The following is a 22013-nucleotide window of genomic DNA, read 5'->3' as shown; positions in this document are numbered from 1 at the left end:
GGTTGACGTACAGTCACCGCAACAAGCGCTTCGGGCATATTCCAGCGCGAAGGAGTACGCATGGTCCATACTGTGCGACGCACGCTGCGGGGAGTCGAACAGGAGGGCGCCCAGCGCCTCCACGGGGTACGAGCGGCGGGCATCGCCCGATCCGGGGCCACCGTTTCGGCGACACCGGGACGATCCGGGCTCACAACCACTCGCATCCCACGGAGGGTACCGGAGCGGGACCCCGACTCCGGGCCGTGACGGCCCGCCCGAAGGACACAACCCGATATCGACGCTCCGTGAGCGCCCGCCCACGCCACGCCTACAGGTGCGCCGCCTCCGCCTCCTCCGCCCGGGCCTTCGTCGGGCCTCGTTCGGCCCGCACCCAGGCCCGCTTGAGGTGCAGATGCACGTCCGCCTCCCACGTGAAGCCCATGCCGCCGTGCACCTGCAGGCAGTCCCGCGCGCAGTCGACGGCCGCCTCGTCGGCGAGCAGCTTGGCCCCGGCGATCTCGACGGGGTCACCGGTGACGGCGGCCCCGTAGACGGCGGCCCGTGCCACCTCGGCCCGCACGAGCATCTGCGCACACAGATGCTTGACGGCCTGGAACGCCCCGATGACCTGCCCGAACTGCACGCGCGTGCGGGCATGGGAGACAGCCATCTCGGTGGTCCGTGCGGCGCTCCCGACCTGCTCGGCGGCGCTGAGCAGCGACGCCACCCCCGTGGGGGGCAGCCGTTCCTCCGGGGCCACATCGGAACGGCGCCCTGACGGACGGGTTCCGCTCATGTCGCCCGTGACCACGACGGCCGGCAACCGGTGCAGGGGCGTGAGCGGATCGACGGACCGGAGAGGCTGAGCACCCTCGACGTCCCCGAGGACGACGTCCGCCTCGTCCAGCCACTCGACCAGCCCCCCGTCAGGGGAAGCCACCACCACCTCCCCCTCCGCCGCCCCCTCCACCACACCCGCCGCGAGGTGCGTCCTGATCAACGGCCCCGGCAACAACACCCGCCCCGCCTCCTCGAAGACGAGCACCGCCTCCGGCAGCCCGAGCCCCACGCCTCCCTCCGCCTCCGGCAGTTGCAGGGCGAAGAACCCTGCCGCCCCCAGCTCCCGCCACAGGGCGCGGTCCAGAGCACCGCCCGCGTCCACGGCGGCCCGCAACGCCTCCCGGCCGAAGCGTCCCGCCAGCAGCTCCCGTACCCCTGCCTTCAGCGCCTTCTGGTCGTCCGTCAGCCGGAAGTCCACGAGACCACCACCACCCCTCACCGCCCCTTCGGCAGGCCGAGTATCCGCTCGGCGACGATGTTCGCCTGGATCTGCGACGTACCGGCCGCGATCGTGTACGAGAGCGAGGACAGCCGGTCCAGGTTCCACTCGCGCCCGAGGTCGAGCGCGTCGGGCCCGAGGACGGCGGCCGCCGTGTCGTACAGCTGCTGCCGCGCGTGCGAGTACCGCAGTTTGAAGACCGAGCCGCCGATCCCCGGCACGCCGCCCGTCACCTCCGCCTCGCTGACGTTCCACTGGGTCAGCCGCCACAGCGCCCGGAACTCGGCGCTCAGCCGTCCGAGCCGCCGCCGTACCCCCGGATCGTCCCAGGTGCCGTTCTTCCGCGCCGTCCCCGCGAGTTCGGCCAGCACGCGCCGGCACGCGACGACCTCGCCCACGAACGCCGTGCCGCGCTCGAAGGACAGGGTCACCATCGTCACGCGCCAGCCGTCGTTCTCCTCCCCGACCCGGTTGGCGACCGGCACCCGTACCTCGTCGAGGAACATCTCCGCGAACTCCGTCGACCCGGCGAGTGTCCGCAGCGGCCGTACGGTGATCCCGGGCGCGTCCATCGGCATCGCGAGCCATGTGATCCCCCGGTGCTTGGAGCCCGAGGCGTCCGTCCGTACGAGCAGCTCGCACCAGTCGGCGACCTCCGCGTGCGAGGTCCAGATCTTGGAGCCGGAGATGACGTACGCGTCCCCGTCCCGTACCGCCCTCGTCCGCAGCGACGCCAGGTCGGAGCCCGCGTCCGGCTCGCTGAAGCCCTGGCACCACACCTCGTCGCCACGCAGCACCGGCGGCAGCCAGCGCTCCCGCTGTTCGGGCGTCCCCTCGGCGGCCACGGTCGGCCCGGCGTGCAGCAGTCCGACGAAGTTCGCGCCGACGTACGGCGCCCCGGCGCGCTCGGTCTCCTCCAGGAAGATGAGCCGCTGCGTCGGAGAGGCGCCCCAGTGCACGTCCGCGTAGCCCGCGTCGTACAGCCGCCGCTGCCAGCCGCAGTCGTAGGCGCGCCGCCCCGGCCAGTCCAGCGGATCGGGCTTGGGCGGCAGCGTCGGCAGGACGCGCGCGAGCCACTCCCGCAGCCGCGCCCGGAACTCCTCCTCCGCCGCACCGTCCGCGAGGTCCATCAGACGATGCCCAGGTCCAGCATGCGGATGGCGTTGCCGCGCATCAGCTTGTAGACCGTCTCGTCGTCGAGTCCCTTGACGTGGTCGAGGGCGACTTCCTTGGTGTGCGGGAAGGTGGAGTCGACGTGCGGATAGTCGGTCTCGAAGGTGGCGTTGTCCCGCCCCACCACGTCCAGCGAGGCGATGCCGTGCTTGTCGCGGAAGAAGCAGCAGAACATCTGCCGGTAGTAGTACGTCGACGGGGGCTCGGGGATGAGGTCCCGCACCCCGCCCCACGCCCGGTGCTCCTCCCACACGTCGTCGGCGCGTTCGAGGGCGTACGGGATCCAGCCCATCTGGCCCTCGCTGTAGGCCAGCTTCAGCGTCGGGAACTTGACCAGCACCCCGCTGAACAGGAAGTCCATCATCGAGGCCATGGCGTTGTTGAAGCTGAGGGAGGCCTGGACGGCGGGCGGGGCGTCGGGCGAGGCGGCGGGCATCTGGCTGCTGGAGCCGATGTGCATGTTGACCACCGTCCCCGTGTCCTGGCAGACGGCGAAGAACGGGTCCCAGTAGCCGGAGTGGATCGAGGGGAGCCCGAGGTAGGTCGGGATCTCCGAGAAGGTGACGGCCTTGACGCCTCTCGCCGCGTTCCGCCGGATCTCGGCGACGGCCAGGTCGATGTCCCAGAGCGGGATGATGCAGAGCGGGATGAGGCGGCCACCGCTGTCGCCGCACCACTCCTCGACCATCCAGTCGTTGTAGGCGCGGACGCAGGCGAGGGCGACCTCCTTGTCCTTTGCCTCCGCGAAGGTCTGGCCGCAGAAGCGGGGGAAGGTCGGGAAGCAGAGGCTCGCCTCGACGTGGTTGAGGTCCATGTCCTTGAGGCGCGCGACCGGGTCCCAGCAGCCGCGGCGCATCTCCTCGCGGGTGATGCCCTCCAGGGTCATCTCGTCGCGGTCGAAGCCGACGGCGGCGATGTTGCGCTTGTACGGGAACTTGAGGTCCTCGTAGATCCACCAGTCGGTCGGCGGACCGTCCGGGTCCATCGTGATCTGGTACTTGCCCCCGACGTACGCGAGCTCCCCGATCCCGGCGGTCAGCGGCTGGGGTCCGCGGTCGCGGTACTTGGCCGGCAGCCAGGTCTCGAAGAGGTGGGCCGGCTCGATCACATGGTCGTCGACGCTGATGATCCGCGGAAGCTCCGTCATGAGACCCTCTCCCATTCCCGCATTTTCTGATGACCCGTCAGATACCGATCGGTCTCAGGCTAGCCCCCGGCCCCTGGACCGACAAGCAGCGGGCCTCTACGCTCTCCAGGTGATCTGACTGGTCGTCAGTTATGGACGGAGAGGGGAACGTCGTGACCGACACCGCACACACCCTGGGCGCCTCCCGCACCCTCTGGGAGCTCGTCGAGCGGCGCGCCGCCCTCACGCCCGACCGGCCCGTCCTCCTCCAGGGGGACCGCACCCTCACCTTCGGTGAGCTGCGGGAACGCTCCGAGCGGTGCGCCGCCGGGCTGTACGGGGCAGGAGTGCGGCCCGGCACGGTCGTGGCCTGGCAGCTGCCCACCCGGATCGAGACCGCGGTCCTCTCCTTCGCGCTCGCCCGCATCGGCGCCGTACAGTCCCCGGTCATCCCCTTCTACCGGGACCGCGAGGTCGGCTTCGCGCTGCGCGAGTCGAAGGCCGAGTTCTTCGCCGTGCCGGGCGTGTGGCGCGGATTCGACCACACGGAGATGGCCCGCCGGCTCGGCGCGCGCGGGATCTTCGAGGCGTACGACTCGCTGCCCGACGGGGACCCGGCCGTCCTGCCGCCGCCTCCCGGGAACGGCACCGACGTGCGGTGGATCTACTGGACCTCCGGCACGACCTCCGACCCCAAGGGCGTCCTGCACACCGACCGCTCGCTCATCGCGGGCGGCTCCTGCCTCGCCCACGCGCTGCGTCTGACCGCGGACGACGTCGGCTCCATGGCCTTCCCGTACGCGCACATCGCCGGGCCCGACTACACGGTGATGCTGCTCCTGTACGGATTCCCCGCGGTGATGTTCGAACAGTTCGCGCTGCCCGAGGCGCTGGCGGAGTACCGCAGGCACGGGGTGACGGTGGCGGGCGGCTCCACCGCGTTCTACTCGATGTTCCTCGCCGAGCAGCGGAAACAGCCCGGCCGGAAGCTGATACCGACGCTGCGGCTGCTCGCGGGCGGCGGGGCGCCCAAGCCGCCGGAGGTCTACCACGCCGTCGTACGGGAGATGGGCTGCCAGCTCACCCACGGATACGGCATGACCGAGGTCCCGATGATCACGATGGGGTCGCCGGACGACACCGTCGACAACCTCGCGACCACGGAGGGCCGGCCGCCCGAGGGCATGGAGATCCGGATCGCCGACGACGGATCCGGGAACGGCGAGGTCAGGCTGCGCGGCGAGGCCGTATGCCAGGGCTATCTGGACCCTGCCCAGAGCGCCGCCGCCTTCGACGAGGACGGCTTCCTGATCACCGGCGACGTGGGGCACGTGACCGCGAGCGGACACCTCGTCCTGACCGGGCGGATCAAGGACATCATCATCCGCAAGGGCGAGAACATCTCGGCCAAGGAGATCGAGGACCTCCTCCACCAGCATCCGGCGGTCGGCGACGCGGCGGTCGTCGGGCTCCCGGACCCCGACCGCGGCGAACGCGTCTGCGCGGTGATCGAGCAGCGGCCGGGGGCGGACCCGCTGACCCTGAAGACGGTCACCGCGTTCCTGCGCGAACAGGGGCTCTCCGTCCACAAGCTGCCGGAGCAGCTGGAGGTGGTGGAGGCCCTGCCGCGCAACGACGCCCTGCGGAAGGTACTGAAGTACAAGCTCCGCGAGCGGTACTCCGCCGCCGCCCCCGGGACGCTCCCGGGGACGCGGTCCGGGCTCACTTCAGCAGGGTGAGGACGACGATGCCGAGGGTGCCGAGCGTCACCCGTCCGTCGGGGAACGGATGTTGGCGACCGGGAGGCGCGCTACTCCGTCATGAAGTAGCGGGCGAACGCCGTCACCGCCTGCTCCTCGTCGACCGAGCCCGAGGCGACGGTCGGCAGCGTACGGGCGCCCACCGCCGCGCCGACGGGGGTGATGCCGAGGGCAAGCAGCGCGCGCTCCACGTCGGCGGGGGTCGTGGCGATGGCGAGGACGGCGTGCAGGAAGGGCCGGGCGATCTCCGCGAAGCGCTCGGGGTGGTCGTGCAGGCGCTTCACCGCGCCGCCTGCGAACTCCTCACGGCTGACCTTCTGGTCGCCGTCGATGTCCGCGATCCCCGCCATGCCCTGCCAGAAGGCCTCGGCGCCGTCGGCCAGCGCCTGCCCCCGGTCGGAGCGGAAGGAGACGTCGAACTCCGCCAGGACGCGTTTCGCCGCCGTGCTGAAGTCCTCGCGCGAGATGGTCCCGTCGCCGTCCTGGTCGAAGGCGGCGAAACGGGAGGCGATCCGGCGCTGGTAGACCTCTCCGGGTCCCTGCTCGGGTTCCATGGGCTCCATTACGGGAGGGTACGACGAGACGGGCCCCCGTGCCGAGAGGGGCGGGGCGCTCGGTCGCCGCTCGGGACGGGTGGCGCTACGCGGAGAGCGGCTGGGCCTCGTCGTCGACGGCGGCCGAGGCGTCCCCGTACACGTCGAAGAGGCGGCGCACGCCCAGCGCGGCGAGGACCCGGTTGACGTGCGAGGCGTCCTCCGAGCCCCGCTCGGGCAGGACGACCCGCAGCCGGCCCTGGCAGGAACGCATCAGCCGCCGCGAGGCGATCAGCACGCCCACCCCGCTGGAGTCGCAGAAGAGCACGCCCGAGAGGTCGAGGACGACGTCGTGGCGTCCTCCCGCGACGGCGTCGTGAACGCGTCTTCTGACCAGGGGCGAGGTCAGCAGATCCAGCTCACCGCGGATTCGCAGCACGGTCCAGGGGCCCTGCTCGTCTTCGTCGACGTGGAGGTTCACGCGATCGCGCCCTTCAAGCGGAAGCAGTCGTTCAAGCGGAGGCAGTCGTTCCCGTCCCCTCCCGCTGCCCCACCACGACGCGTCGAAACCCCTCGTCCCAGGGATGACGCTTTCCTTACCATCCGACCCCTCCGAGAGGGCGTACTTGTCCCAAAGCGGAGTGCGCTCCCGGACGGCCCACTACTTTGGACGGAGAACTCGGGTCGGGAGGGCCACGGAAGAGCACCGGAGGGTCGACGCATGGCGAAGGACACACCACCGCGCTGGGACCGCAGGATGCAGCAGCGGCTGGCGCGCGGTGAGGCCGCCGCGCTCGGCGAGCTCTACGACCGGTTCGCCTCCCTGGTGCACAGCCTCGCCCACCGGGTCCTCGACGACGAGAAGGCCGCGGACCAGGTCACGCGCGAGGTCTTCGGCTACATCTGGGAGAACCCCGACGCCTACGACCCCAAGCAGGGCAACATGCGCTCGTGGGTCGCCAAGCTCACCCAGCGGCAGGCCGTGCACCGGCTGCGGCAGACGGAGGCGACGGCGTACGCGGAGACCGGCGAGGGTTCGGCGGAGGAGCTGGAGCAGAAGGTGCGCCAGGCCTCGGTCGCGGCCCGCGCCGACTACATCGTGACGTCGATGCCGGCGCCGCTGCGGGCCGCGCTCGAACTGGCGTACTTCCAGCGGCGCGACTACCGCCAGACGGCCGCGGACCTCGGTGTGACGGAGGACGAGGCGCGGCGGCGGCTGCGGCTCGGGCTCCAGCTGCTGTCGACGGCGAACACCCGCCCGCTGGAGGGGTCCTCGCCGCCCGGTTACGGTCGTTCCCTGTGAACGGCCCCGACGACACGCCCGACGACGTGGCGCGCGCTCCCCGGATACCGGGGCCGCGCGCCGCGGCGGACGACCACGCGGACCTGACGGGAGGGGCTGCCGTGGTCACGCCTCCCGAGCCGGTGGAGGAACCGGTCCTCGCGCCCGCGCCCCCGCTGCCGCCTCCCCCGCCGCCGCACAGCGTGCTCAAGTCCCTCCTCGGGGCGTGGGCGCTCTCCGCGTGTTCGCCGGAGGAGACGCAGGCGGTCGAGGATCATCTGACCGAGTGCGCCCCGTGCGCGGACGAGGCGCTGCGGCTGCGGGACGCGGTCGGTCTGCTGCATTCCGAGCGGGATCTGGACCTGGACCCGCTGCTGCGCTCCCGGGTCCTGGAGAACTGCCTGGGCCGCCGGCCCGCCCGTATCCCGGTGCCTTCCTGGGCGACTCCGTACGACGCGGAGACCGCCCGGCTCGACGCGCTGCTGCGGGACATCGGCGAATCGGAGTGGCACGCGCCGGTACGGCTGAAGTGGTTCGACGGCGAGCAGCGGGTGAGCCGCCGGACGACCGTGGCGGGGGTGATCGGCCATCTGCTGACGGTGGACGGCCTGGTGGCCACCTCCCTCGGCCTGGACGACCCGCTGGGGCCCAAGGCGACGGAGGTGTCGCCGGCGGAGCGTACGGAGGCGTACTGGCAGGGCCAGTACCACCCGCCGACCCGCGGGGTGCGCGAGCCGTGGCGCGAGCAGAGCCACACGCTGATCCGCACGGTGTCGTTCGCGGGGCGGGGCGTGGCGGACCTGACGGTGACGTACGGCGACTTCGCGCTGCCGATGCGGGACTCGCTGCTCGAGCGGGCCTTCGAGTGCTGGGTGCACGCGGACGACATCGCGAACGCGGTGGCGTATCCGTACGAGCCGCCGAGCGGGGCGCATCTGCACGGCATGATCGACCTGGCGGCCCGGCTGCTCCCGGCGGCGCTGGCCGGCCGGCGCCGCGCGGGGCTGGCCGCGCCGGCGCGCCATCTGGTCGCGGCGGGCGCCCCCGGCCGCTCGCTCCATCTGGAGGTCGAGGGCTCGGGCGGCGGCCACTGGTACATCGCCCTGGACTCCCCGGCGGCCGTCGGCTCCCCGGACCACGCGGTGGCGCAGGTGGCCATGGACGGCGTCGAGTTCTGCCAGCTGGTGGCGGGCCACGTTCCGCCGGAGGAGGCGGCGGCGGGCCAGGACGGCGACCGCGAGGCGATCCGCGACGTCCTCTTCGCGGCCGCCTCCTTGAGCCGCCTCTAGCCGCCTGCAGTCGCCTGCAGTCGCCTGCAGTCGCCTGTGGCCGCCGCCTCGGGGGGCGGCTACGCGAAGACCACCGTGCGGCGGCCGTTCAGGAGGATGCGGCGTTCCGCGTGCCACTTCACCGCGCGCGCCAGCGCCTGGCACTCCACGTCGCGGCCGATCGCCACCAGCTGGTCCGGGGTGACCTCGTGGCCCACCCGCTCGACCTCCTGCTCGATGATCGGGCCCTCGTCGAGGTCGGCCGTCACGTAGTGGGCCGTCGCGCCGATCAGCTTCACACCGCGCGCGTGCGCCTGGTGGTAGGGCTTGGCGCCCTTGAAGCTCGGGAGGAAGGAGTGGTGGATGTTGATGATCCGGCCCGACAGCTGCTTGCACAGGTCGTCGGAGAGGACCTGCATGTAGCGCGCGAGCACCACCAGCTCGACGTTCTCGGCGCGCACGAGCTCGAGCAGCTCGGCCTCCGCCTCCGGCTTGTTGTCCTTCGTGACCGGAATGTGACGGAACGGGAGGCCGTACGAGCTCACCAGCTCGGAGAAGTCCGTGTGGTTCGAGACCACCGCGACGATCTCGACCGGCAGCGCCCCGATCCGCGAGCGGAAGAGCAGATCGTTCAGGCAGTGGCCGAATTTCGACACCATCAGCACGACGCGCATGCGCTCGTCGGCCCGGTTGATGTGCCAGTCCATCGCGAACGAGTCACCCACCGCCGCGAAGCTCGCCCGGAGCTTCTCCACGGTCACCGGCTCCTCCGCCGAGAAGTGGACGCGCATGAAGAACAGGCCGGTGTCCCGGTCCTTGAACTGCTGACTGTCCTCGATGTTGCAGCCCGTGATGAACAGATAGCTCGAAACGGCGTGCACAATGCCCTGTTTGTCCGGGCAGGAGAGCGTGAGGACGTACTGGTCGGTCATCCCCGTAGGGTGCCATACCCCACCGCGGCGGCAGGGCCGACGTCCGTCAGGCGGACCTCGTGATGATACGGAGAACGTCCAGGGAGCGCGGGGGTGTGTCCGGGTCCTCGCCGTCCGCGGACGCCATCCGTATGTGTGCCTCGCGGGCGGCCCGTACGGCCTCCGGCCACCCGTGGTGCTCCATGTACGCCGAGAACGGCGCGTCGGGCCCCACCTGGTGCATGATCCGCAGCACGCGCAGCGCGGCGACGTCCACCAGCGCGGCCTCGCCCGAGTCACGGAAGATCGTGCCGACGTACTTCTCGGCGGACCAGTTGTCGAGCCAGGTGTCCTCCACGAGGCGGTAGACGGCGTCGGTGACGTCGCCGTACCCCTCGTGACCGGCCAGCCAGGTGGTCTCGTGGAACCCGGGGTCGGAGAGCATGTGCAGCGCCGAGCGCACGTTGCTGCGCCAGCGCCACCACGGCATGTCGTTGAGCGGCATGTCGCCCATGGTGGAGGAGCGACGGCCGCGACGGGAAGAGTTCACCGAACCCGAGACTGGACTGGACACCGTTCGATCGTACGTTCCCTTCCAAGATCGGCGGACCGGCCCCCTCCCGAGCAGGCTCCGGCTCCGGCAATTCACCTTCACGTCACCCCCCGTTGAACCGTGCACACTTCTGCGTTACCCGTGAGGCGGAATTGTGCGTGTCCATGACCGGTAGGCGACTGACCTCACTCCTCGCGTATGTCACGACGGCGGCGGCCGGGGCGTCGCTGCTCACCGGCTGTGGCGTGCTCCCTGGGACCACGGGGGGATCCAGGGAGCCCGTCACGGTGATGACCTGGGCCCCGGACGGCACCCGGGCCACCAACCAGCCCGGTATGCCCGCCATGGCCCAGGCCTTCGCCCGCTGGGTCAACGCCTCCGGCGGCATCGACGGCCACGAGCTGAAGATCCTCACCTGCAACGAGAAGAACACCTCCTCCGGCGCCGCGGACTGCGCCCGCCGGGCCGTCCGCGAGGACGTCGTCGCCGTCGTCGGTTCGTACAGCCAGAACGGGCGTGCCTTCATGGCCCCGCTGGAGGCGGCCGAGATCCCGTACATCGGCGGCTACGGCATCTCCGAGGACGAGTTCACCAGCCCGCTCTCCTACCCGGTGAACGGCGGCCTCGCCTCGCTCATGGCCGGGCACGGCCGGCAGCTCGCCGAGTCCTGCCGCAAGGTCTCGCTCGTACGCCCCGACACCCTGTCCGGCGACAAGCTGCCCGACCTGCTCAACTCCGGTCTGCGCAAGGGCAGTCACGACGGCGCGGTGGACATCCCGGCCGTCGAGGACGCCGCCGAGTACACCACGCAGGCCGAGCGCGCCCGCGACAAGGCAGGCAGCAAGGACGGCTGCGTCGCCGCCGTCCTCGGCGAGCGCACGCAGACCTTCTTCGACTCCTTCCGCCGCCTCCCCGAGGGCGAGGACGGCCAGGGCGGCCAGGACGACGGCAAGGGCAAGGACGGGATCCGGATCTCCTCCGTGCTCGGCAGCGTCAGCCAGCCCGTCGTCGACCGCACCGGAGGCGCGCACAGCCCCTTCGAGGGCGCGTACGTCACGGGCTGGTACCCGGAGGCGAACGACGCGCGCTGGGCGCCGATGCGCAAGGTGATCAAGGAGCACGCGTTCGCCGACAACCGGGTCGACCCGACCGACGCGGGCGTCCAGACGACGTGGATCGCGTACACCGTCCTGAAGAAGGTCATCGAGTCCCTCGACAGCGACACGATCACCGCGGGCGCCGTCGCGCACGCGCTGGACCGCGGTGTCCAGATCGACACCGGCGGCCTCACCCCCGAACTGCGCTGGCGGTACGAGGACATGCTCGGCGCCCCCCGCTTCCCCCGGATCGTCAACCACGAGGTGACGTTCCAGGTGGTGCGCAAGGGGCAGCTCGTGGCGCAGAAGCCCGGCTTCGTCGACGTCGGCGAGACCGTCCTCAGCGCCCCGTAGCGGCCGGGGCGTCACCGGTTCCCCGGCGGCGCCCCCGCCCCTCCCCTACAGCTGGGTCGGGGTCCGCTTCGACAGCCCGAACTTGTCGGCGGTCGGGTTCCACAGGGACGCCGCCTCACGCTTGGCGATCGTGGCGTCGGAGCTCTTCTTGCCCGCCTCGACCGTGTGCGAGGTGCCGCGGGCCTTTCCGCCCTTGCACAGCTTCTTGTTGCCCTTCACCTGGTCCGCCCAGGCGGCGTAGTGGTCGTCGGCGGACGCCGAGGCCTGCCACGCCTTGGTGAGGGCGGCGGTCAGGGCCGCGCTGTCCGGAAGCTTGTCGACCGTCAGGCCCTGCAGCCGGGTCACCAGGCCGCGGCGCTGCCCGGCGGCGTCCCGCAGATCGGTGGCGGCCTGGTCGAGGTTCTTGCACTGCTTGATGCTCTCGACCGAACGGATCACCGCGTCACGGCTGTTGTTGCTGTCCGCGAGCAGCTTGTCGAGCTCCTTCGCCTGCGGCTCGGCCGGGTCGGCGGCCGCCTTGCCGGTCGGCTCGGCCGACGGGGCGCCGGAGCTGGCGGCCACGTTCTGGGCGGGGGCCTTGTCCTTGCCCTCGTCCCCGCCGCTGAGCAGCGCCCCGGCGCCGAGGCCGACGACGGCGCAGCCGACGACGACGGCGGCGATCAGCGCCACGGGCGACTTACGGCGCGGCTCGGGCTCGTCGTCGTACCCGTCGTCGTAGGCGCCCTGGAAGGGGGCCGGCGCGGTCGGCTGCTGGAACTGCTGCTGCGCAGGCGGCTGCTGGGCGTACGGGGGCTGCTGGAACTGCGGCGGGAACTGCTGCCGGGACTGCGGCGGCTGCTGCTGCTGCGGCATGTGCTGCGTCGCGTCGCTGCGGAAGAGGTTGTCGAACTCGGCGGGCGGCTGCCGCTCGCCGTGCGTCTGCGCCGGTACGGGAGCGATGTACTGGGTCGCGTCGGAGGCCCCGGCGGGCTGCTGCTGCCGGCCCAGGGGGCCCGTGCCGAGGAACTGGGTGTCCGAGCCGGCACCCTGCGCCGCGACGGGCGGGATGTGCTGCGTCGCCTGCATGTCGGAGGCGGACGCCCCGGAGGTGGGCATTCCCGACATGCCGGGCATCGACTGTGCGGCGCCGGGGTGCGCGGGGCCCACGGGAGGGTAGCCGTAGCCGCCCTCGGGGCCGGGCTGCGCGGGCGCGGCGGCGTGGGGGTATCCGTACCCGCCGGGCGGCGGGGTGGGGGACGACGACGGATACGCGCCCGGTATCTGGCCCTGCGTCCCGGGCATCGCACCCGGCATCGGGCCCGGCATCGGCCCCGGCCCGCCGCCGGGCGGCGCGCCCTGCGGCGGGATCGGCGCGAGGTACTGCGTCGCCTGCATGTCCGCGGCCCCGCCCGGTCCGGCCTCCGGCGGAAGCGGCTGGGCCGCCGGCAGCGGCTGCGAGGACGGCTGGGGCTGCTGCCCCTGCGGCCCGCCACCGGGGCCCCAGGCGCCGCCCCACGGCTGTCCTCCGGCCGGGCCCGCGCCCTGGCCGGTCTCCACGCCGCCCTCCGCGGGCAGCACGACACCTTCGTGCGTCGGCCGTACCGCCGGATACTGCGGCTCCGGCCCCTGTCCGCTCTGCGTCACCGGGACTCCCACTGATGGACCTACGGAATCGTCGGCTCACGCTACCGGGTGCGTCCGGCGCCGCGCACACGTGTGTGAGCCCGGTAACAGACCCACAACGACACCACCCTCAACTGCCGTATCAGCGTGCCCCGATCACCCCACAGCGCAGGTCGTGACGGTGACGCCCATCACACCAGGTCACGCCGCATGGAGTTCGAGCCGCGCCCCGAACTCCCGTACCACCGGCTCCCCCGCGAACGGCTCCAGGCGTTCCTTGAGGTCGTCCAGATACTCCGCCCCGCGCGAGGACCGCAGCGTCGCGAGCAGTTCGAGGGCGCGCGTCCCCGTGTGGCAGGCCTGCTCGACCTCGCGCCGCTGCACCTGCGCCGAGGCGAGCAGCACCAGACCGATCGCCCGCCGCCTGGCCCGCGTCTCGGGATGGCCGGCGAGCGACTCCTCCGCCGCCCGCCCCGCCGCCTCCGCCTGACCCAGATCCCGGTGGCAGTGGGCCAGTTCGTCGGCCAGATACGCCTGGTCGAAGTGGGCGATCCACGACGGGTCGTCACCCGACTCCGGATCCGCCCGCTCCATCGCCCGTACGGCACGGCCCGCGACCGCCTCGAAGGCGTGGACGTCCCCGAGCAGCGCGTGGCCCCGCGCCTCCGCCGCGTAGAACATCGCCTCCGCCCGCGGGGTCACCCGCCCCCGCGCGCCCTCCTGCGCCGCCCGCGCCAGCTGCGCGATCTCCCGCGGGTTCCCGAGCTGGGCGGCGAGATGACTCATCGAGGCGGCGAGCACATAGCCGCCGTAGCCCCGGTCGCCGCCGGCCTGCGCGAGCCGCAGGGCCTGGATGTAGTACCGCTGGGCGAGCCCCGGCTGCCCGGTGTCCACGGCCATGTACCCGGCCAGCTCCGTGAGCCGCGCCACCGCCGCGAACAGCTGCCGCCCGACCGCCTCCCGGTACGAACCCGAGAGCAGCCCCGCCACCACGCTGTTCAGGTAGTGCACGACCACCGGCCGCACATGGCCGCTGCCGAACCGCCGGTCCAGGTCGACCAGCGCACCGGTCATCGCCCGGACCGCCTCCACGTCCGAGACCCCCACCCGCGCCCCGGCCGACCGGGCCACGTGCGCGTCAGCGCCCGTGATCAGCCAGTCCCGGCTCGGCTCCACGAGCGCGGAGGCCGCCACCGTGGACCCGGAGAGGAAGTCCCGGCGCCCCACGTCGCTGCGCCATAGCTCGCAGACCTGCTCGATCGCGCCCAGCACGGTCGGCGAGAACTGCAGCCCGACGCCCGCCGCCAGGTTCTTGCCGTTCGCCATCCCGATCTCGTCGATCGTGACCGTACGGCCCAGCTTGCGGCCGAGAGCCTCCGCGATGATCCCCGGCGCCCGCCCGCGCGGCTGCTGACCACGCAGCCAGCGCGCCACCGACGTCTTGTCGTACCGCAGATCGAGACCGCGCTCGGACCCGACCATGTTCACCCTGCGGGCGAGGCCGGCGTTGGAGCACCCGGCCTCCTGAATGAGCGCCTGCAGCCGTTCGTTCGGCTGACGGGCGACGAGTGGCCTGGCTGACATGACTACCCCCTGAGGCCGGTGTGATCGGTGAGAACTGATCACTGCCCGGCGGATATCCGGTCAATGCCGATGTGAACACGCGAAACCGGACGCATCGGCCACGGGCAGCCGGCCGACACCCCCCACCTCTGGCTACCCCTCCACCGCTCCCCGGCCCCACGCGCGCCCCCGTCCGTGCACCCATGCGCCCCGCCGTGCAGGATCGATGCTCCACACCGCGCCGCGCCCCGCCCGTAACCCCAGGTGACGGCGGCAGTTGAGATCACCGTGGATGAGACCATCGGAGTCACGGAAGCCGCACAGATCCCCAAGCAGCGAGGCGAGCAGCTGCTGGACAGCGCCGTGCGGTATGCGGAAGAGCGGCACTGGGACGTGTTCCCGGGGACCTGGCTGGAGGCGGTCGAGGGCCGGGAGCGCTGCTCCTGCGGCGCGGAGGCGTGCGTCTCGCCCGGCGCGCACCCGGCCAGGCCCGACTGGTCGACGCAGGCGACCGGCAGCGCGGTCGGGGCGCGTCGCATGTGGTCGAAGCAGCCCAAGGCGTCGATCCTGCTGCCGACCGGGCGCACCTTCGACGCGATCGAGGTGCCGGAGTCGGCGGGCTTCCTGGCGCTCGCGCGGATGGAGCGGATGGAGCTCACGCTCGGCCCGGTGACGTGTACGCCGGAGCGCCGGATGTTCTTCTTCGTGCTTCCGGGCGCGGCCACCAAGGTCCCCGATCTCGTACGGAAGCTGGGCTGGGCGCCGGCGTCGATCGACCTGACCACCCGCGGCGAGGGGTACTACGTGGCGGCCCCGCCCACCCGGGTCGGCGGGCACGGCGCGGTGCAGTGGGCCCGGCGGCCCACTCCGGCGAACCGCTGGCTGCCGGACGCCGAGGAGCTGATCAGCCCCCTCGCGTACGCCTGCGGGCGGGAGGCGGCGGCCGAGAGGGCTCGCAGGGCCTAGGGGCGGCCTCTAGGGTGTGCCCGTACGGAGTACGGGGACGACCGGAGGGTTGACGGACCATGCCTGACCAGGCACTTGACGGCGTGAACGAGGAAGGCGGCGACGCACGCGCGGACGCCGTGACGGCGGGCGGCGCATCCGGGGACCACGGTGATGCGGTGCCCGCCGTCCGTGTCGAGGGGCTCTGGAAGCGCTTCGGGCAGCAGATCGCCGTCAACGGCGTCGACCTCGTCCTGCCCGCGGGCAAGTTCATCGGTCTCGTCGGCCCCAACGGCGCCGGCAAGACCACCACCCTCTCCATGATCACCGGCCTCCTCCGGCCCGACGCGGGTCGTGTGCTCGTCGCCGGGCACGACGTCTGGCGCGACCCCGAGTCGGTGGCCGAGGTGAAGGCACGGATCGGGATCCTTCCCGAGGGCCTGCGGCTCTTCGAGCGGCTCTCCGGCCGTGAACTCCTCGCGTACAGCGGGCGGCTGCGGGGGCTGCCCGGTGCGGAGGTCGACAAGCGGGCCGCACAGCTCCTCGACGTACTCGACCTGGCGGGCGCGCAGAACAAGCTCGTGGTGGACTACTCCACCGGTATGCGCAAGAAGATCGGGCTCGCCGCCGCGCTGCTGCACAACCCGGAAGTCCTCTTCCTCGACGAGCCGTTCGAGGGCGTCGACCCGGTGTCCGCGCAGACGATCCGGGGCGTCCTGGAGCGCTACACGGGCTCGGGCGCGACGGTCGTCTTCTCCAGCCATGTGATGGAGCTGGTGGAGTCGCTGTGCGACTGGGTCGCCGTCATGGCGGCCGGCCAGATCCGCGCCCAGGGACCGCTCGCGGACGTGCGGGGCGACGCGCCGTCGCTGCAGGCCGCGTTCCTGGAGCTGGTCGGCGCGAACGGACGGGAAGCGGCCGGGGACTCCCTGGACTGGCTGGGCGGCGGTACGGCCCGATGACCGCGGCGACCACGGCCACTCCGGCCGTCTCGGCCTCCCCCTCGCTGACGTCGGTCTTCGTACGGCTCAAGCTGTCGCTCCTGCGCAACGGGCTGCGGCAGTCGACGGGCCGGACGGCGGCGTACATCGTCTCGATCGTGATCACGGCCGTCTTCGCGGCGGCGATGGTGCTCGCGTTCGTGCTGATGCGCGGCAGCGCGGACGCGGACTCGATCGTGATCCTGCTGACCGGGGTGCTCGCCCTGTCGTGGGCCGTGATGCCGCTCTTCGTACCGGGCGGTGACGAGACGCTCGACCCGTCGCGGCTCGTGATGCTGCCGCTGCGGCCCCAGCCGCTGGTCCGGTCGCTGCTCGTGGCCTCGCTGGTGGGCATCGGCCCGGCGTTCACGCTGTTGATAGGGGTGGGTGCGGCCCTGGCGCTCGCGCGGGGCGCGGCGGGTGTCGTGGTGTCGGTCCTCGCCGTGCCGCTGGTGGTCCTGGTGTGCGTGGCGCTCTCGCGGGCCGTCGCCGCCGCCAACGTACGGCTCCTCACCTCGCGCAAGGGCCGTGACCTGGCGGTGCTGAGCGGCCTGCTGATCGCGGTCGGCATCCAGGTGGTCAACTTCGGCGCGCAGCGGCTCAGCCGCGCCGGCGGCCTCTCGTCGCTCGAACCGGCCGCGGCGGTCGTGGGCTGGCTGCCGCCGGCCTCGGCGATCGGAGCCGTGGACTCGGCGAGCGAGGGCGACTACGCGCTCGCGGCGGGCCAGTTGCTGCTGACGGTCGCCGCCCTCGGGGCGCTGCTGTACTGGTGGCAGCGGAGCCTGGTGAAGCTGATGACGGCACCGGACGGCTCGACGATCGGCGCGGCTCCGGACTCGGCCGGCGGCCGGTCGGGTACGGGACTCCTCGGGCGGCTGCTGCCCGGCGGACGGACGGGAACGGTGATGGAGCGCACCCTGCGCTACATCACGCGCGACCCGAAGACGAAGGCGGCCTGGATCACCTCGCTCGCGATCGGTGCGATCGTGCCGCTCTTCAACGCCTTCCAGGGCACGGGCTCCATCTACTTCGCGTGCTTCGCCTCCGGCATGCTCGGCATCCAGATGTACAACCAGTTCGGGCAGGACACCTCGGCGTTCTGGATGGTCGCCCAGACGATCTCGACGGCGGCGGACGCGTACGCGGAACTCCGGGCGCGGGCGCTCGCGCTGCTCCTGATCACCCTGCCGTACACGGTCCTGGTGACGGCGGCGACGGCGGCCGTCCTGGGCGACTGGTCCTCCCTCCCGGAGGCGCTCGGCCTGGCGTTCGCCCTACTCGGCGCCATGCTGGCGACGGGCGCGGTGACGTCGGCGAACTTCCCGTACTCGATCCCGCAGGACAACGCGTACAAGAACGTCGCCCCGGGTCAGGGCGGTCTGGCGTGGATCTCGATCTTCGGCGGGATGATCGGGGGCGCGCTGCTGTGCGCCCCGGTGATCGGCGCGACGATCTACCTCCACCTCGCGGACGAGGAGTCGCTGCTCTGGATCCTGCTGCCGACCGGCACCCTGTACGGCGCGCTCCTCGCCTGGGGCGGCCTGAAACTGGCGGCCCCGAGGACCGCGAACCGCCTGCCGGAGATCCTGACGGCGGTGAGCAAGGGGTAGGAGTGCGAGTGGCTCCCGCGCTGAGAGGGGCCTCGCTATTCGACTCGTCCAGAGGCGCGGTCCTGGGCAGCCATGACCTCGTCGCCGTGCTCGAACGCCCACGCTCCGAACGCCTCGATCGGGTCGAGCAAGGTGCCGCCCAGGGCGGTGATCCGGTAGTCCACCCGCGGCGGCGCCTCGGCGTAGGCGCGCCGCTCGACCAGGCCGTTGAACTCCAGTCGCCGCAGGGTCTCGGTGAGGACCTTGGGGCTGATGCCGCCGATGCGGTCGAGCAGTTCGACGGGGCGTCGGGGGCCCTCGCGCAGGGCCCAGAGGACCACGGCGTTCCAGGTGTTGGAGAGAAGGTCGAAGGCGAGGCGTGCGCGGCAGTCGGCGAGAAAGGCGTCGGACGTCACGCACCACATGGTGCCTGACGGTCTTCCTAGTGTCGTCCCGTATCCGGTTCGAGGCAGGACTGAGAGGGGACATCGTGAGGATCGGCGTGCTGGGGACGGGCAACATGGCGGACGCGCTCGCCACGCACTGGGTGCGGGCGGGGCACGAGGTGTTCGTCGGGGGACGGGACGAAGGGAAGGCGCGGCGGCTCGCGGCCCGCATGGGCCCCACGGTGGGGCACGGAAGTCCGCGTGCGGCGGCCGAGTTCGGTGAGGTGGTGCTCGCCGCCTTGCCGTACGGCGCTGGGGCGGAGGTCGCCCGTGAGCTTCACACGGCCCTGCGGGGGAGGGTGGTGCTCGACTGCGCCAATCCGGTGGGGCCCGGCTTCGGTCTGCTCACCGAAGCCGGGCTCTCGGCGGCGGAGCAGCTGGCGGAGGCGGCACCGGGGGCGCGTGTGGTCAAGGCGTTCAATCTCTGCCACGAGGACGTGTGGCGGATGAACCCGCCGGTCTTCGACGGGCGGCCCCTGGCCGTTCCGGTCTGCGGGGACGACGACGCGGCACTCGCCCTCGTACACACGTTGGTACGGGATGCCGGCTGTGAGCCGGTGGCCGGAGGCGGGTTGGAGCGGGCCGGGCTCCTGGAGGCGACCGCCGCGCTGTTCATCGGCCTGTGGGTCGGCGAGGGGGCTGACGCCCAGGCGATCGCGCCACCGTTGGCGTTTGCCACGGGACCGGGGAGCTGAGTCCGGGGACTTCACCCTGGGCGGCGGCCGGTCCGCGGACCGGCCGCCGCCCAGGGAGCATTCAGAAGGCGCCGTTCAGGCCCCACCATTCGCCGTCGGTGCGCTCGCCCGCGGCGAGGGAGCCGTCGGCCCGGCCGCGGTAGGTGATCAGCCAGCCGAGGTGGCCGGGGTGGCCGTCGATCCGGTACTGCTCGTTGGTGACCGTGGCGAGGTCGGCCTGGCCGTCGCCGGAGAAGTCGCCGACGGCGATGAAGGTGTCCATCGCGTTCCAGCCGCCGCTGCCGATCAGCGTGCGGGACGCGAGGGTCGCGGTGCCGCCCGGGTAGCGCCAGAGCTTGCCGGTGGACGCCTCCCGCGCGACCAGGTCGGGGCGGCCGTCGCCGTTCATGTCACCGGCGCCCACGAGGGCGTTCATGCTGTTCCAGCCGCCGCTGCCGACGAGCTTGCGCGCGCCCAGGCCGCCCGCGGCCGTACCCGGGTACATCCAGAGTCTGCCGGTGGACTTCTCGACCGCGAGGAGGTCGCTGCGGCCGTCCCCGGAGAGGTCACCGAACGCGGTGACGTTCGACATGCCGTTCCAGCCACCCGTGCCGATCACCTCGCGCGCGCCGAAGCCGCCGGAGCCCGTGCCCGGGTAGAGCCAGAGCTTGCCGGTGGACGCCTCGCGGGCGATCAGGTCCTCGTGGCCGTCGTGGCTGAAGTCGCCGTGCCGGGTGAGCGCGTTCATCCCGTTCCAGCCACCGGAGCCGACCAGGCGGCCGGTCCCGTCACCGGGCAGGAACCAGAGACGGCCTGCCTCGTCCCGCGAGAGCACATCGGCCCTGCGGTCGCCGTTCAGGTCGCCGAAGCCCGCGGCCGTGGGCGCCGGCTCCGCGTGCCAGCTGGGGTAGGCGGGCCGGCCGCACTCGCGCTCCGTACGGACGAACTTGATCGAGCTGGTGGTGGCGGTCGGCCAGGCGCCCCACTCGCCGGGACCGTCCGGGGACAGCGACGCATAGCCGCCCCACACCTCGTAGTCGGCGTTCTCGTACAGGCAGGCGTACGCCGACGTGCGGTTGGTGAACGAGCGGAACGCGTCGTCCCAGGTCCCCAGGGTCGCCTTGTCCGTGTCGGTCTTGAACATGGTCCCGGTGGCGGACTCGTTCTTCCAGGCGCAGAAGTACCCCCTGGGGCAGTCCGAGGCGGCGGCCCGCGCCGGCGCCGTGCCCGCGCCGAGAACGCCGATCGAGGCAAGGCCGAGGACGGTGGCCAGACCTCGCAGAATGGTGGTGCGCATAATCCCCTCCCTCTGGGCGGGGGGAACGTACCGCAGGGAGGCTCCGATGCCACCCCCTTGGCGGGCCCCGGGACAGGCTTCCGGTCGAACAGAGCCCCCGACGACTGCTCCAATTTCGAACAATTTCGCGTCTTCGCAGGTCAGGCGGTCGTTCGAGGTTGCACAACCACCATGGGAAGCGCTCTTTTCTCCCCGCGCACCCCTCCCGAACAGCCCGAACGTTCGGTCGTGACCGGAAAGCGGCGGACGATGTGCGATCACCCTCCGCGTCGACAAGACTCCGGTGCGCAATCACGTAGCACCCGCCTCGAAGGGACACCCTCGTGCGTTACGCACTCCGCAACACCGCCTTCACCACCGCGCTCGCCACCGGCCTCGCTCTCGTCGGCGTCGCGGCGACCTCCGGCAGCGCCCAGGCCGAGCCGGCCGCGCCCGCCGGGCTGTACCCGCCGTCGGCGCTCGTCCTCACGATCGGCAAGGGCGAGGACGCGGCGACGGCGACGATCGACCGGGCGGTCACCCTGAGTTGCGCCCCGACCCCGACCGGCACCCACCCGGCGCCCGAGGCCGCCTGCGCGGAACTGGACGCGCTCGACGGCGACTTCGCCCAGCTGTCGAGGATGGACAACAGCATTCCGTGCCTGCATGTCTGGGACCCGGTGACGGTCACCGGCGAAGGCGTCTGGCGGGGCAAGCGCGTCACGTGGTCCGCGACGTACGGCAACACGTGCGAGATGAACGTGGGCATGTCGAGGAGCACGGTCTTCGCGTTCTGACGGCACGGAGCCGGGCCTTCGCACATGCGGCGGAGAGCCCCGTCCGGCGCAGTCGCGCGGGGCGGCCCCGACCTAGACGGTCACCGGGCCGCCCCGTTCGGCCCTCCGGGTCAGTACGCGGGTCGTACTGCCGTCGTCCTCCGTGACGTCCCGTACGTGGGCGAAGCCGAGCTTGTCCAGCAGTGCCAGTGACGCCGTGTTCGGGGCGGCCACGGTGGCGTGCACCTCGGTCAGTCCGAGCGTCTCGAAGCCGTACGAGACGATCGCCTCGGCCACCTCGCCTCCGAGGCCGGAGCCCCACACCTCGGGGGCGAGGGCGTAGATGATCTCGAAGCCGTCGACGGCATCGGTCCGCTTGATCTCGGCATGCCCGACCAGCCGTCCGTCCCGCCGGACGGCCCAGACGTCGAACAGCTCCTCGGCGTACACCTTGCTGAAGATCCGCCCGAACAGGGCCCGGTCGTCCGCCTCGGACGACAGCCCGTCACCCATCCAGCGGGACACCCGCGCGTCCTGGAACAGGGCGACGAAACCGTCCTCGTCATCGGGGACGTACGGCTCGAGAAGCAGACGCTCGGTACGCAGAGTCGGAGTCACGAACGACGACGCTACGCACGCACGGGCCCGGCCCACAAACGGGTTTCATGGCTAACCTCGTCCCCGTCGGAGGGGTGAGGATGGAACAGGTCGTCGTCGCATCCGTCAGGTACTCCGCGCCGTGTCAGGACTGCGGTGCGGAGCTGACGTGTTGCGGCACCCAAGCGCTCGTCGACGGCCGCTTGCGGTGGGATGTCGATGCGACGTGCTCCGCCTGCGGGTTCAC

21 protein-coding genes are annotated in these 22013 nt (G+C 72.1%); 9 read left to right on the top strand and 12 right to left on the bottom strand.

Annotated features, from left to right (window positions below; translation table 11 throughout):
• Positions 1–310 precede the first annotated feature (310 nt).
• From ACFY8U_RS10650 to ACFY8U_RS10640, 3 genes are read right to left on the bottom strand one after another with little or no spacing between them, the layout of a single operon-like run.
• Positions 311–1240 (bottom strand): acyl-CoA dehydrogenase family protein, encoded by a 930-nt coding sequence (locus ACFY8U_RS10650; RefSeq protein ID WP_389568462.1) that lies wholly within the window; start codon positions 1238–1240, stop codon positions 311–313.
• 17 nt (positions 1241–1257) lie between these two features.
• Positions 1258–2391 carry an acyl-CoA dehydrogenase family protein gene (locus tag ACFY8U_RS10645; protein ID WP_389568459.1) on the bottom strand — a complete coding sequence of 378 codons (1134 nt, stop codon included), beginning with the start codon at positions 2389–2391 and terminating at the stop codon, positions 1258–1260.
• A complete protein-coding gene (locus ACFY8U_RS10640; RefSeq protein WP_389568456.1) occupies positions 2391–3581 on the bottom strand; it encodes an amidohydrolase family protein in 1191 nt (396 codons plus the stop codon). Before ACFY8U_RS10640 ends, ACFY8U_RS10645 begins: the two co-directional genes overlap by 1 nt.
• A 152-nt stretch (positions 3582–3733) precedes the next feature.
• On the opposite strand from ACFY8U_RS10640, the gene ACFY8U_RS10635 reads away from it, so the two are divergent.
• Complete coding sequence (locus ACFY8U_RS10635; protein WP_389568454.1) at positions 3734–5299, top strand: class I adenylate-forming enzyme family protein; 1566 nt, start codon at positions 3734–3736, stop codon at positions 5297–5299.
• A 71-nt stretch (positions 5300–5370) separates the two neighbouring features.
• On the opposite strand, the gene ACFY8U_RS10630 is transcribed toward ACFY8U_RS10635, so the two are convergent.
• Both ACFY8U_RS10630 and ACFY8U_RS10625 read right to left on the bottom strand, forming a co-directional pair.
• Positions 5371–5883, bottom strand: coding sequence for an EF-hand domain-containing protein (locus ACFY8U_RS10630; RefSeq protein ID WP_389568452.1), 513 nt, complete (start codon positions 5881–5883; stop codon positions 5371–5373).
• Positions 5884–5959: 76 nt separating this feature from the next.
• A complete protein-coding gene (locus tag ACFY8U_RS10625; RefSeq protein ID WP_361598570.1) occupies positions 5960–6334 on the bottom strand; it encodes an STAS domain-containing protein in 375 nt (124 codons plus the stop codon).
• Between the two features lie 240 nt (positions 6335–6574).
• Between ACFY8U_RS10625 and ACFY8U_RS10620 the strand changes: the two genes are divergently transcribed.
• Both ACFY8U_RS10620 and ACFY8U_RS10615 read left to right on the top strand, forming a co-directional pair.
• The gene (locus tag ACFY8U_RS10620) at positions 6575–7156 is read left to right on the top strand and encodes a sigma-70 family RNA polymerase sigma factor (RefSeq protein ID WP_361437303.1); all 582 of its coding nucleotides are present in this window, start codon (positions 6575–6577) and stop codon (positions 7154–7156) included.
• A complete protein-coding gene (locus ACFY8U_RS10615) occupies positions 7153–8424 on the top strand; it encodes a zf-HC2 domain-containing protein (RefSeq protein WP_389568449.1) in 1272 nt (423 codons plus the stop codon). The genes ACFY8U_RS10620 and ACFY8U_RS10615 overlap by 4 nt, the downstream gene beginning before the upstream one ends.
• Positions 8425–8483: 59 nt before the next feature.
• Here the strand turns inward: ACFY8U_RS10615 and purU are convergent, their stop codons facing one another.
• Both purU and ACFY8U_RS10605 read right to left on the bottom strand, forming a co-directional pair.
• Positions 8484–9335, bottom strand: coding sequence for a formyltetrahydrofolate deformylase (purU, locus tag ACFY8U_RS10610; RefSeq protein ID WP_361598573.1), 852 nt, complete (start codon positions 9333–9335; stop codon positions 8484–8486).
• Positions 9336–9381: 46 nt separating this feature from the next.
• On the bottom strand, positions 9382–9828 hold the full coding sequence (locus tag ACFY8U_RS10605) for a hypothetical protein (RefSeq protein ID WP_389569692.1): 447 nt from the start codon (positions 9826–9828) through the stop codon (positions 9382–9384).
• A 203-nt stretch (positions 9829–10031) separates the two neighbouring features.
• Between ACFY8U_RS10605 and ACFY8U_RS10600 the strand changes: the two genes are divergently transcribed.
• Positions 10032–11318, top strand: coding sequence for an ABC transporter substrate-binding protein (locus ACFY8U_RS10600; protein ID WP_389568446.1), 1287 nt, complete (start codon positions 10032–10034; stop codon positions 11316–11318).
• Positions 11319–11363: 45 nt separating this feature from the next.
• Here the strand turns inward: ACFY8U_RS10600 and ACFY8U_RS10595 are convergent, their stop codons facing one another.
• Together ACFY8U_RS10595 and ACFY8U_RS10590 are read right to left on the bottom strand one after the other, a co-directional pair.
• The gene (locus ACFY8U_RS10595; protein WP_389568444.1) at positions 11364–12941 is read right to left on the bottom strand and encodes a hypothetical protein; all 1578 of its coding nucleotides are present in this window, start codon (positions 12939–12941) and stop codon (positions 11364–11366) included.
• A 180-nt stretch (positions 12942–13121) separates the two neighbouring features.
• A complete protein-coding gene (locus tag ACFY8U_RS10590) occupies positions 13122–14504 on the bottom strand; it encodes a transcriptional regulator (RefSeq protein WP_389568442.1) in 1383 nt (460 codons plus the stop codon).
• 267 nt (positions 14505–14771) lie between these two features.
• Here ACFY8U_RS10590 and ACFY8U_RS10585 point away from each other — a divergent pair, with 267 nt between their 5' ends.
• The 3 genes from ACFY8U_RS10585 to ACFY8U_RS10575 are packed head-to-tail and all read left to right on the top strand — an operon-like array spanning position 14772 to position 18018.
• Positions 14772–15449: a bifunctional DNA primase/polymerase gene (locus ACFY8U_RS10585; protein ID WP_389568439.1), complete on the top strand. Its 678-nt coding sequence runs from the start codon at positions 14772–14774 to the stop codon at positions 15447–15449.
• A 59-nt stretch (positions 15450–15508) separates the two neighbouring features.
• Positions 15509–16390, top strand: coding sequence for an ABC transporter ATP-binding protein (locus ACFY8U_RS10580; protein ID WP_389568436.1), 882 nt, complete (start codon positions 15509–15511; stop codon positions 16388–16390).
• Entirely contained in the window at positions 16387–18018 is a 1632-nt protein-coding gene (locus ACFY8U_RS10575; protein ID WP_389568434.1) for a transporter, read from the top strand. Before ACFY8U_RS10580 ends, ACFY8U_RS10575 begins: the two co-directional genes overlap by 4 nt.
• 35 nt (positions 18019–18053) lie before the next feature.
• On the opposite strand, the gene ACFY8U_RS10570 is transcribed toward ACFY8U_RS10575, so the two are convergent.
• Positions 18054–18413 carry a winged helix-turn-helix transcriptional regulator gene (locus ACFY8U_RS10570; RefSeq protein ID WP_389568431.1) on the bottom strand — a complete coding sequence of 120 codons (360 nt, stop codon included), beginning with the start codon at positions 18411–18413 and terminating at the stop codon, positions 18054–18056.
• A 74-nt stretch (positions 18414–18487) separates the two neighbouring features.
• Here ACFY8U_RS10570 and ACFY8U_RS10565 point away from each other — a divergent pair, with 74 nt between their 5' ends.
• Positions 18488–19138, top strand: a complete 651-nt coding sequence (locus tag ACFY8U_RS10565) for an NADPH-dependent F420 reductase (protein ID WP_389568428.1) — start codon at positions 18488–18490, stop codon at positions 19136–19138.
• A gap of 61 nt (positions 19139–19199) precedes the next feature.
• On the opposite strand, the gene ACFY8U_RS10560 is transcribed toward ACFY8U_RS10565, so the two are convergent.
• Positions 19200–20414, bottom strand: coding sequence for an FG-GAP-like repeat-containing protein (locus ACFY8U_RS10560; protein WP_389568426.1), 1215 nt, complete (start codon positions 20412–20414; stop codon positions 19200–19202).
• Between the two features lie 323 nt (positions 20415–20737).
• Between ACFY8U_RS10560 and ACFY8U_RS10555 the strand changes: the two genes are divergently transcribed.
• The gene (locus ACFY8U_RS10555) at positions 20738–21190 is read left to right on the top strand and encodes an SSI family serine proteinase inhibitor (protein WP_361598597.1); all 453 of its coding nucleotides are present in this window, start codon (positions 20738–20740) and stop codon (positions 21188–21190) included.
• Between the two features lie 72 nt (positions 21191–21262).
• On the opposite strand, the gene ACFY8U_RS10550 is transcribed toward ACFY8U_RS10555, so the two are convergent.
• Positions 21263–21787 carry a GNAT family N-acetyltransferase gene (locus ACFY8U_RS10550; RefSeq protein ID WP_389568424.1) on the bottom strand — a complete coding sequence of 175 codons (525 nt, stop codon included), beginning with the start codon at positions 21785–21787 and terminating at the stop codon, positions 21263–21265.
• Between the last annotated feature and the right edge of the window lie 226 nt (positions 21788–22013).

Source organism: Streptomyces sp. NPDC012508, assembly GCF_042902595.1.
In the GTDB taxonomy this organism is placed as follows: Bacteria; Actinomycetota; Actinomycetes; order Streptomycetales; family Streptomycetaceae; genus Streptomyces.
Note: the sequence above shows the minus strand (reverse complement) of the source record. Positions and strands in the feature narration are given on the sequence as shown.

Bases quoted from the DNA above. Each gene is read 5' to 3' on its own strand.
- ACFY8U_RS10575 (WP_389568434.1), top strand. From the start codon at position 16,387: ATGACCGCGGCGACCACGGCCACTCCGGCCGTCTCGGCCTCCCCCTCG.
- ACFY8U_RS10640 (WP_389568456.1), bottom strand. From the start codon at position 3,581: ATGACGGAGCTTCCGCGGATCATCAGCGTCGACGACCATGTGATCGAG.
- ACFY8U_RS10580 (WP_389568436.1), top strand. From the start codon at position 15,509: ATGCCTGACCAGGCACTTGACGGCGTGAACGAGGAAGGCGGCGACGCA.
- ACFY8U_RS10600 (WP_389568446.1), top strand. From the start codon at position 10,032: ATGACCGGTAGGCGACTGACCTCACTCCTCGCGTATGTCACGACGGCG.
- ACFY8U_RS10605 (WP_389569692.1), bottom strand. From the start codon at position 9,828: ATGGGCGACATGCCGCTCAACGACATGCCGTGGTGGCGCTGGCGCAGC.
- ACFY8U_RS10620 (WP_361437303.1), top strand. From the start codon at position 6,575: ATGGCGAAGGACACACCACCGCGCTGGGACCGCAGGATGCAGCAGCGG.
- ACFY8U_RS10645 (WP_389568459.1), bottom strand. From the start codon at position 2,391: ATGGACCTCGCGGACGGTGCGGCGGAGGAGGAGTTCCGGGCGCGGCTG.
- purU (WP_361598573.1), bottom strand. From the start codon at position 9,335: ATGACCGACCAGTACGTCCTCACGCTCTCCTGCCCGGACAAACAGGGC.
- ACFY8U_RS10560 (WP_389568426.1), bottom strand. From the start codon at position 20,414: ATGCGCACCACCATTCTGCGAGGTCTGGCCACCGTCCTCGGCCTTGCC.
- ACFY8U_RS10590 (WP_389568442.1), bottom strand. From the start codon at position 14,504: ATGTCAGCCAGGCCACTCGTCGCCCGTCAGCCGAACGAACGGCTGCAG.
- ACFY8U_RS10630 (WP_389568452.1), bottom strand. From the start codon at position 5,883: ATGGAGCCCATGGAACCCGAGCAGGGACCCGGAGAGGTCTACCAGCGC.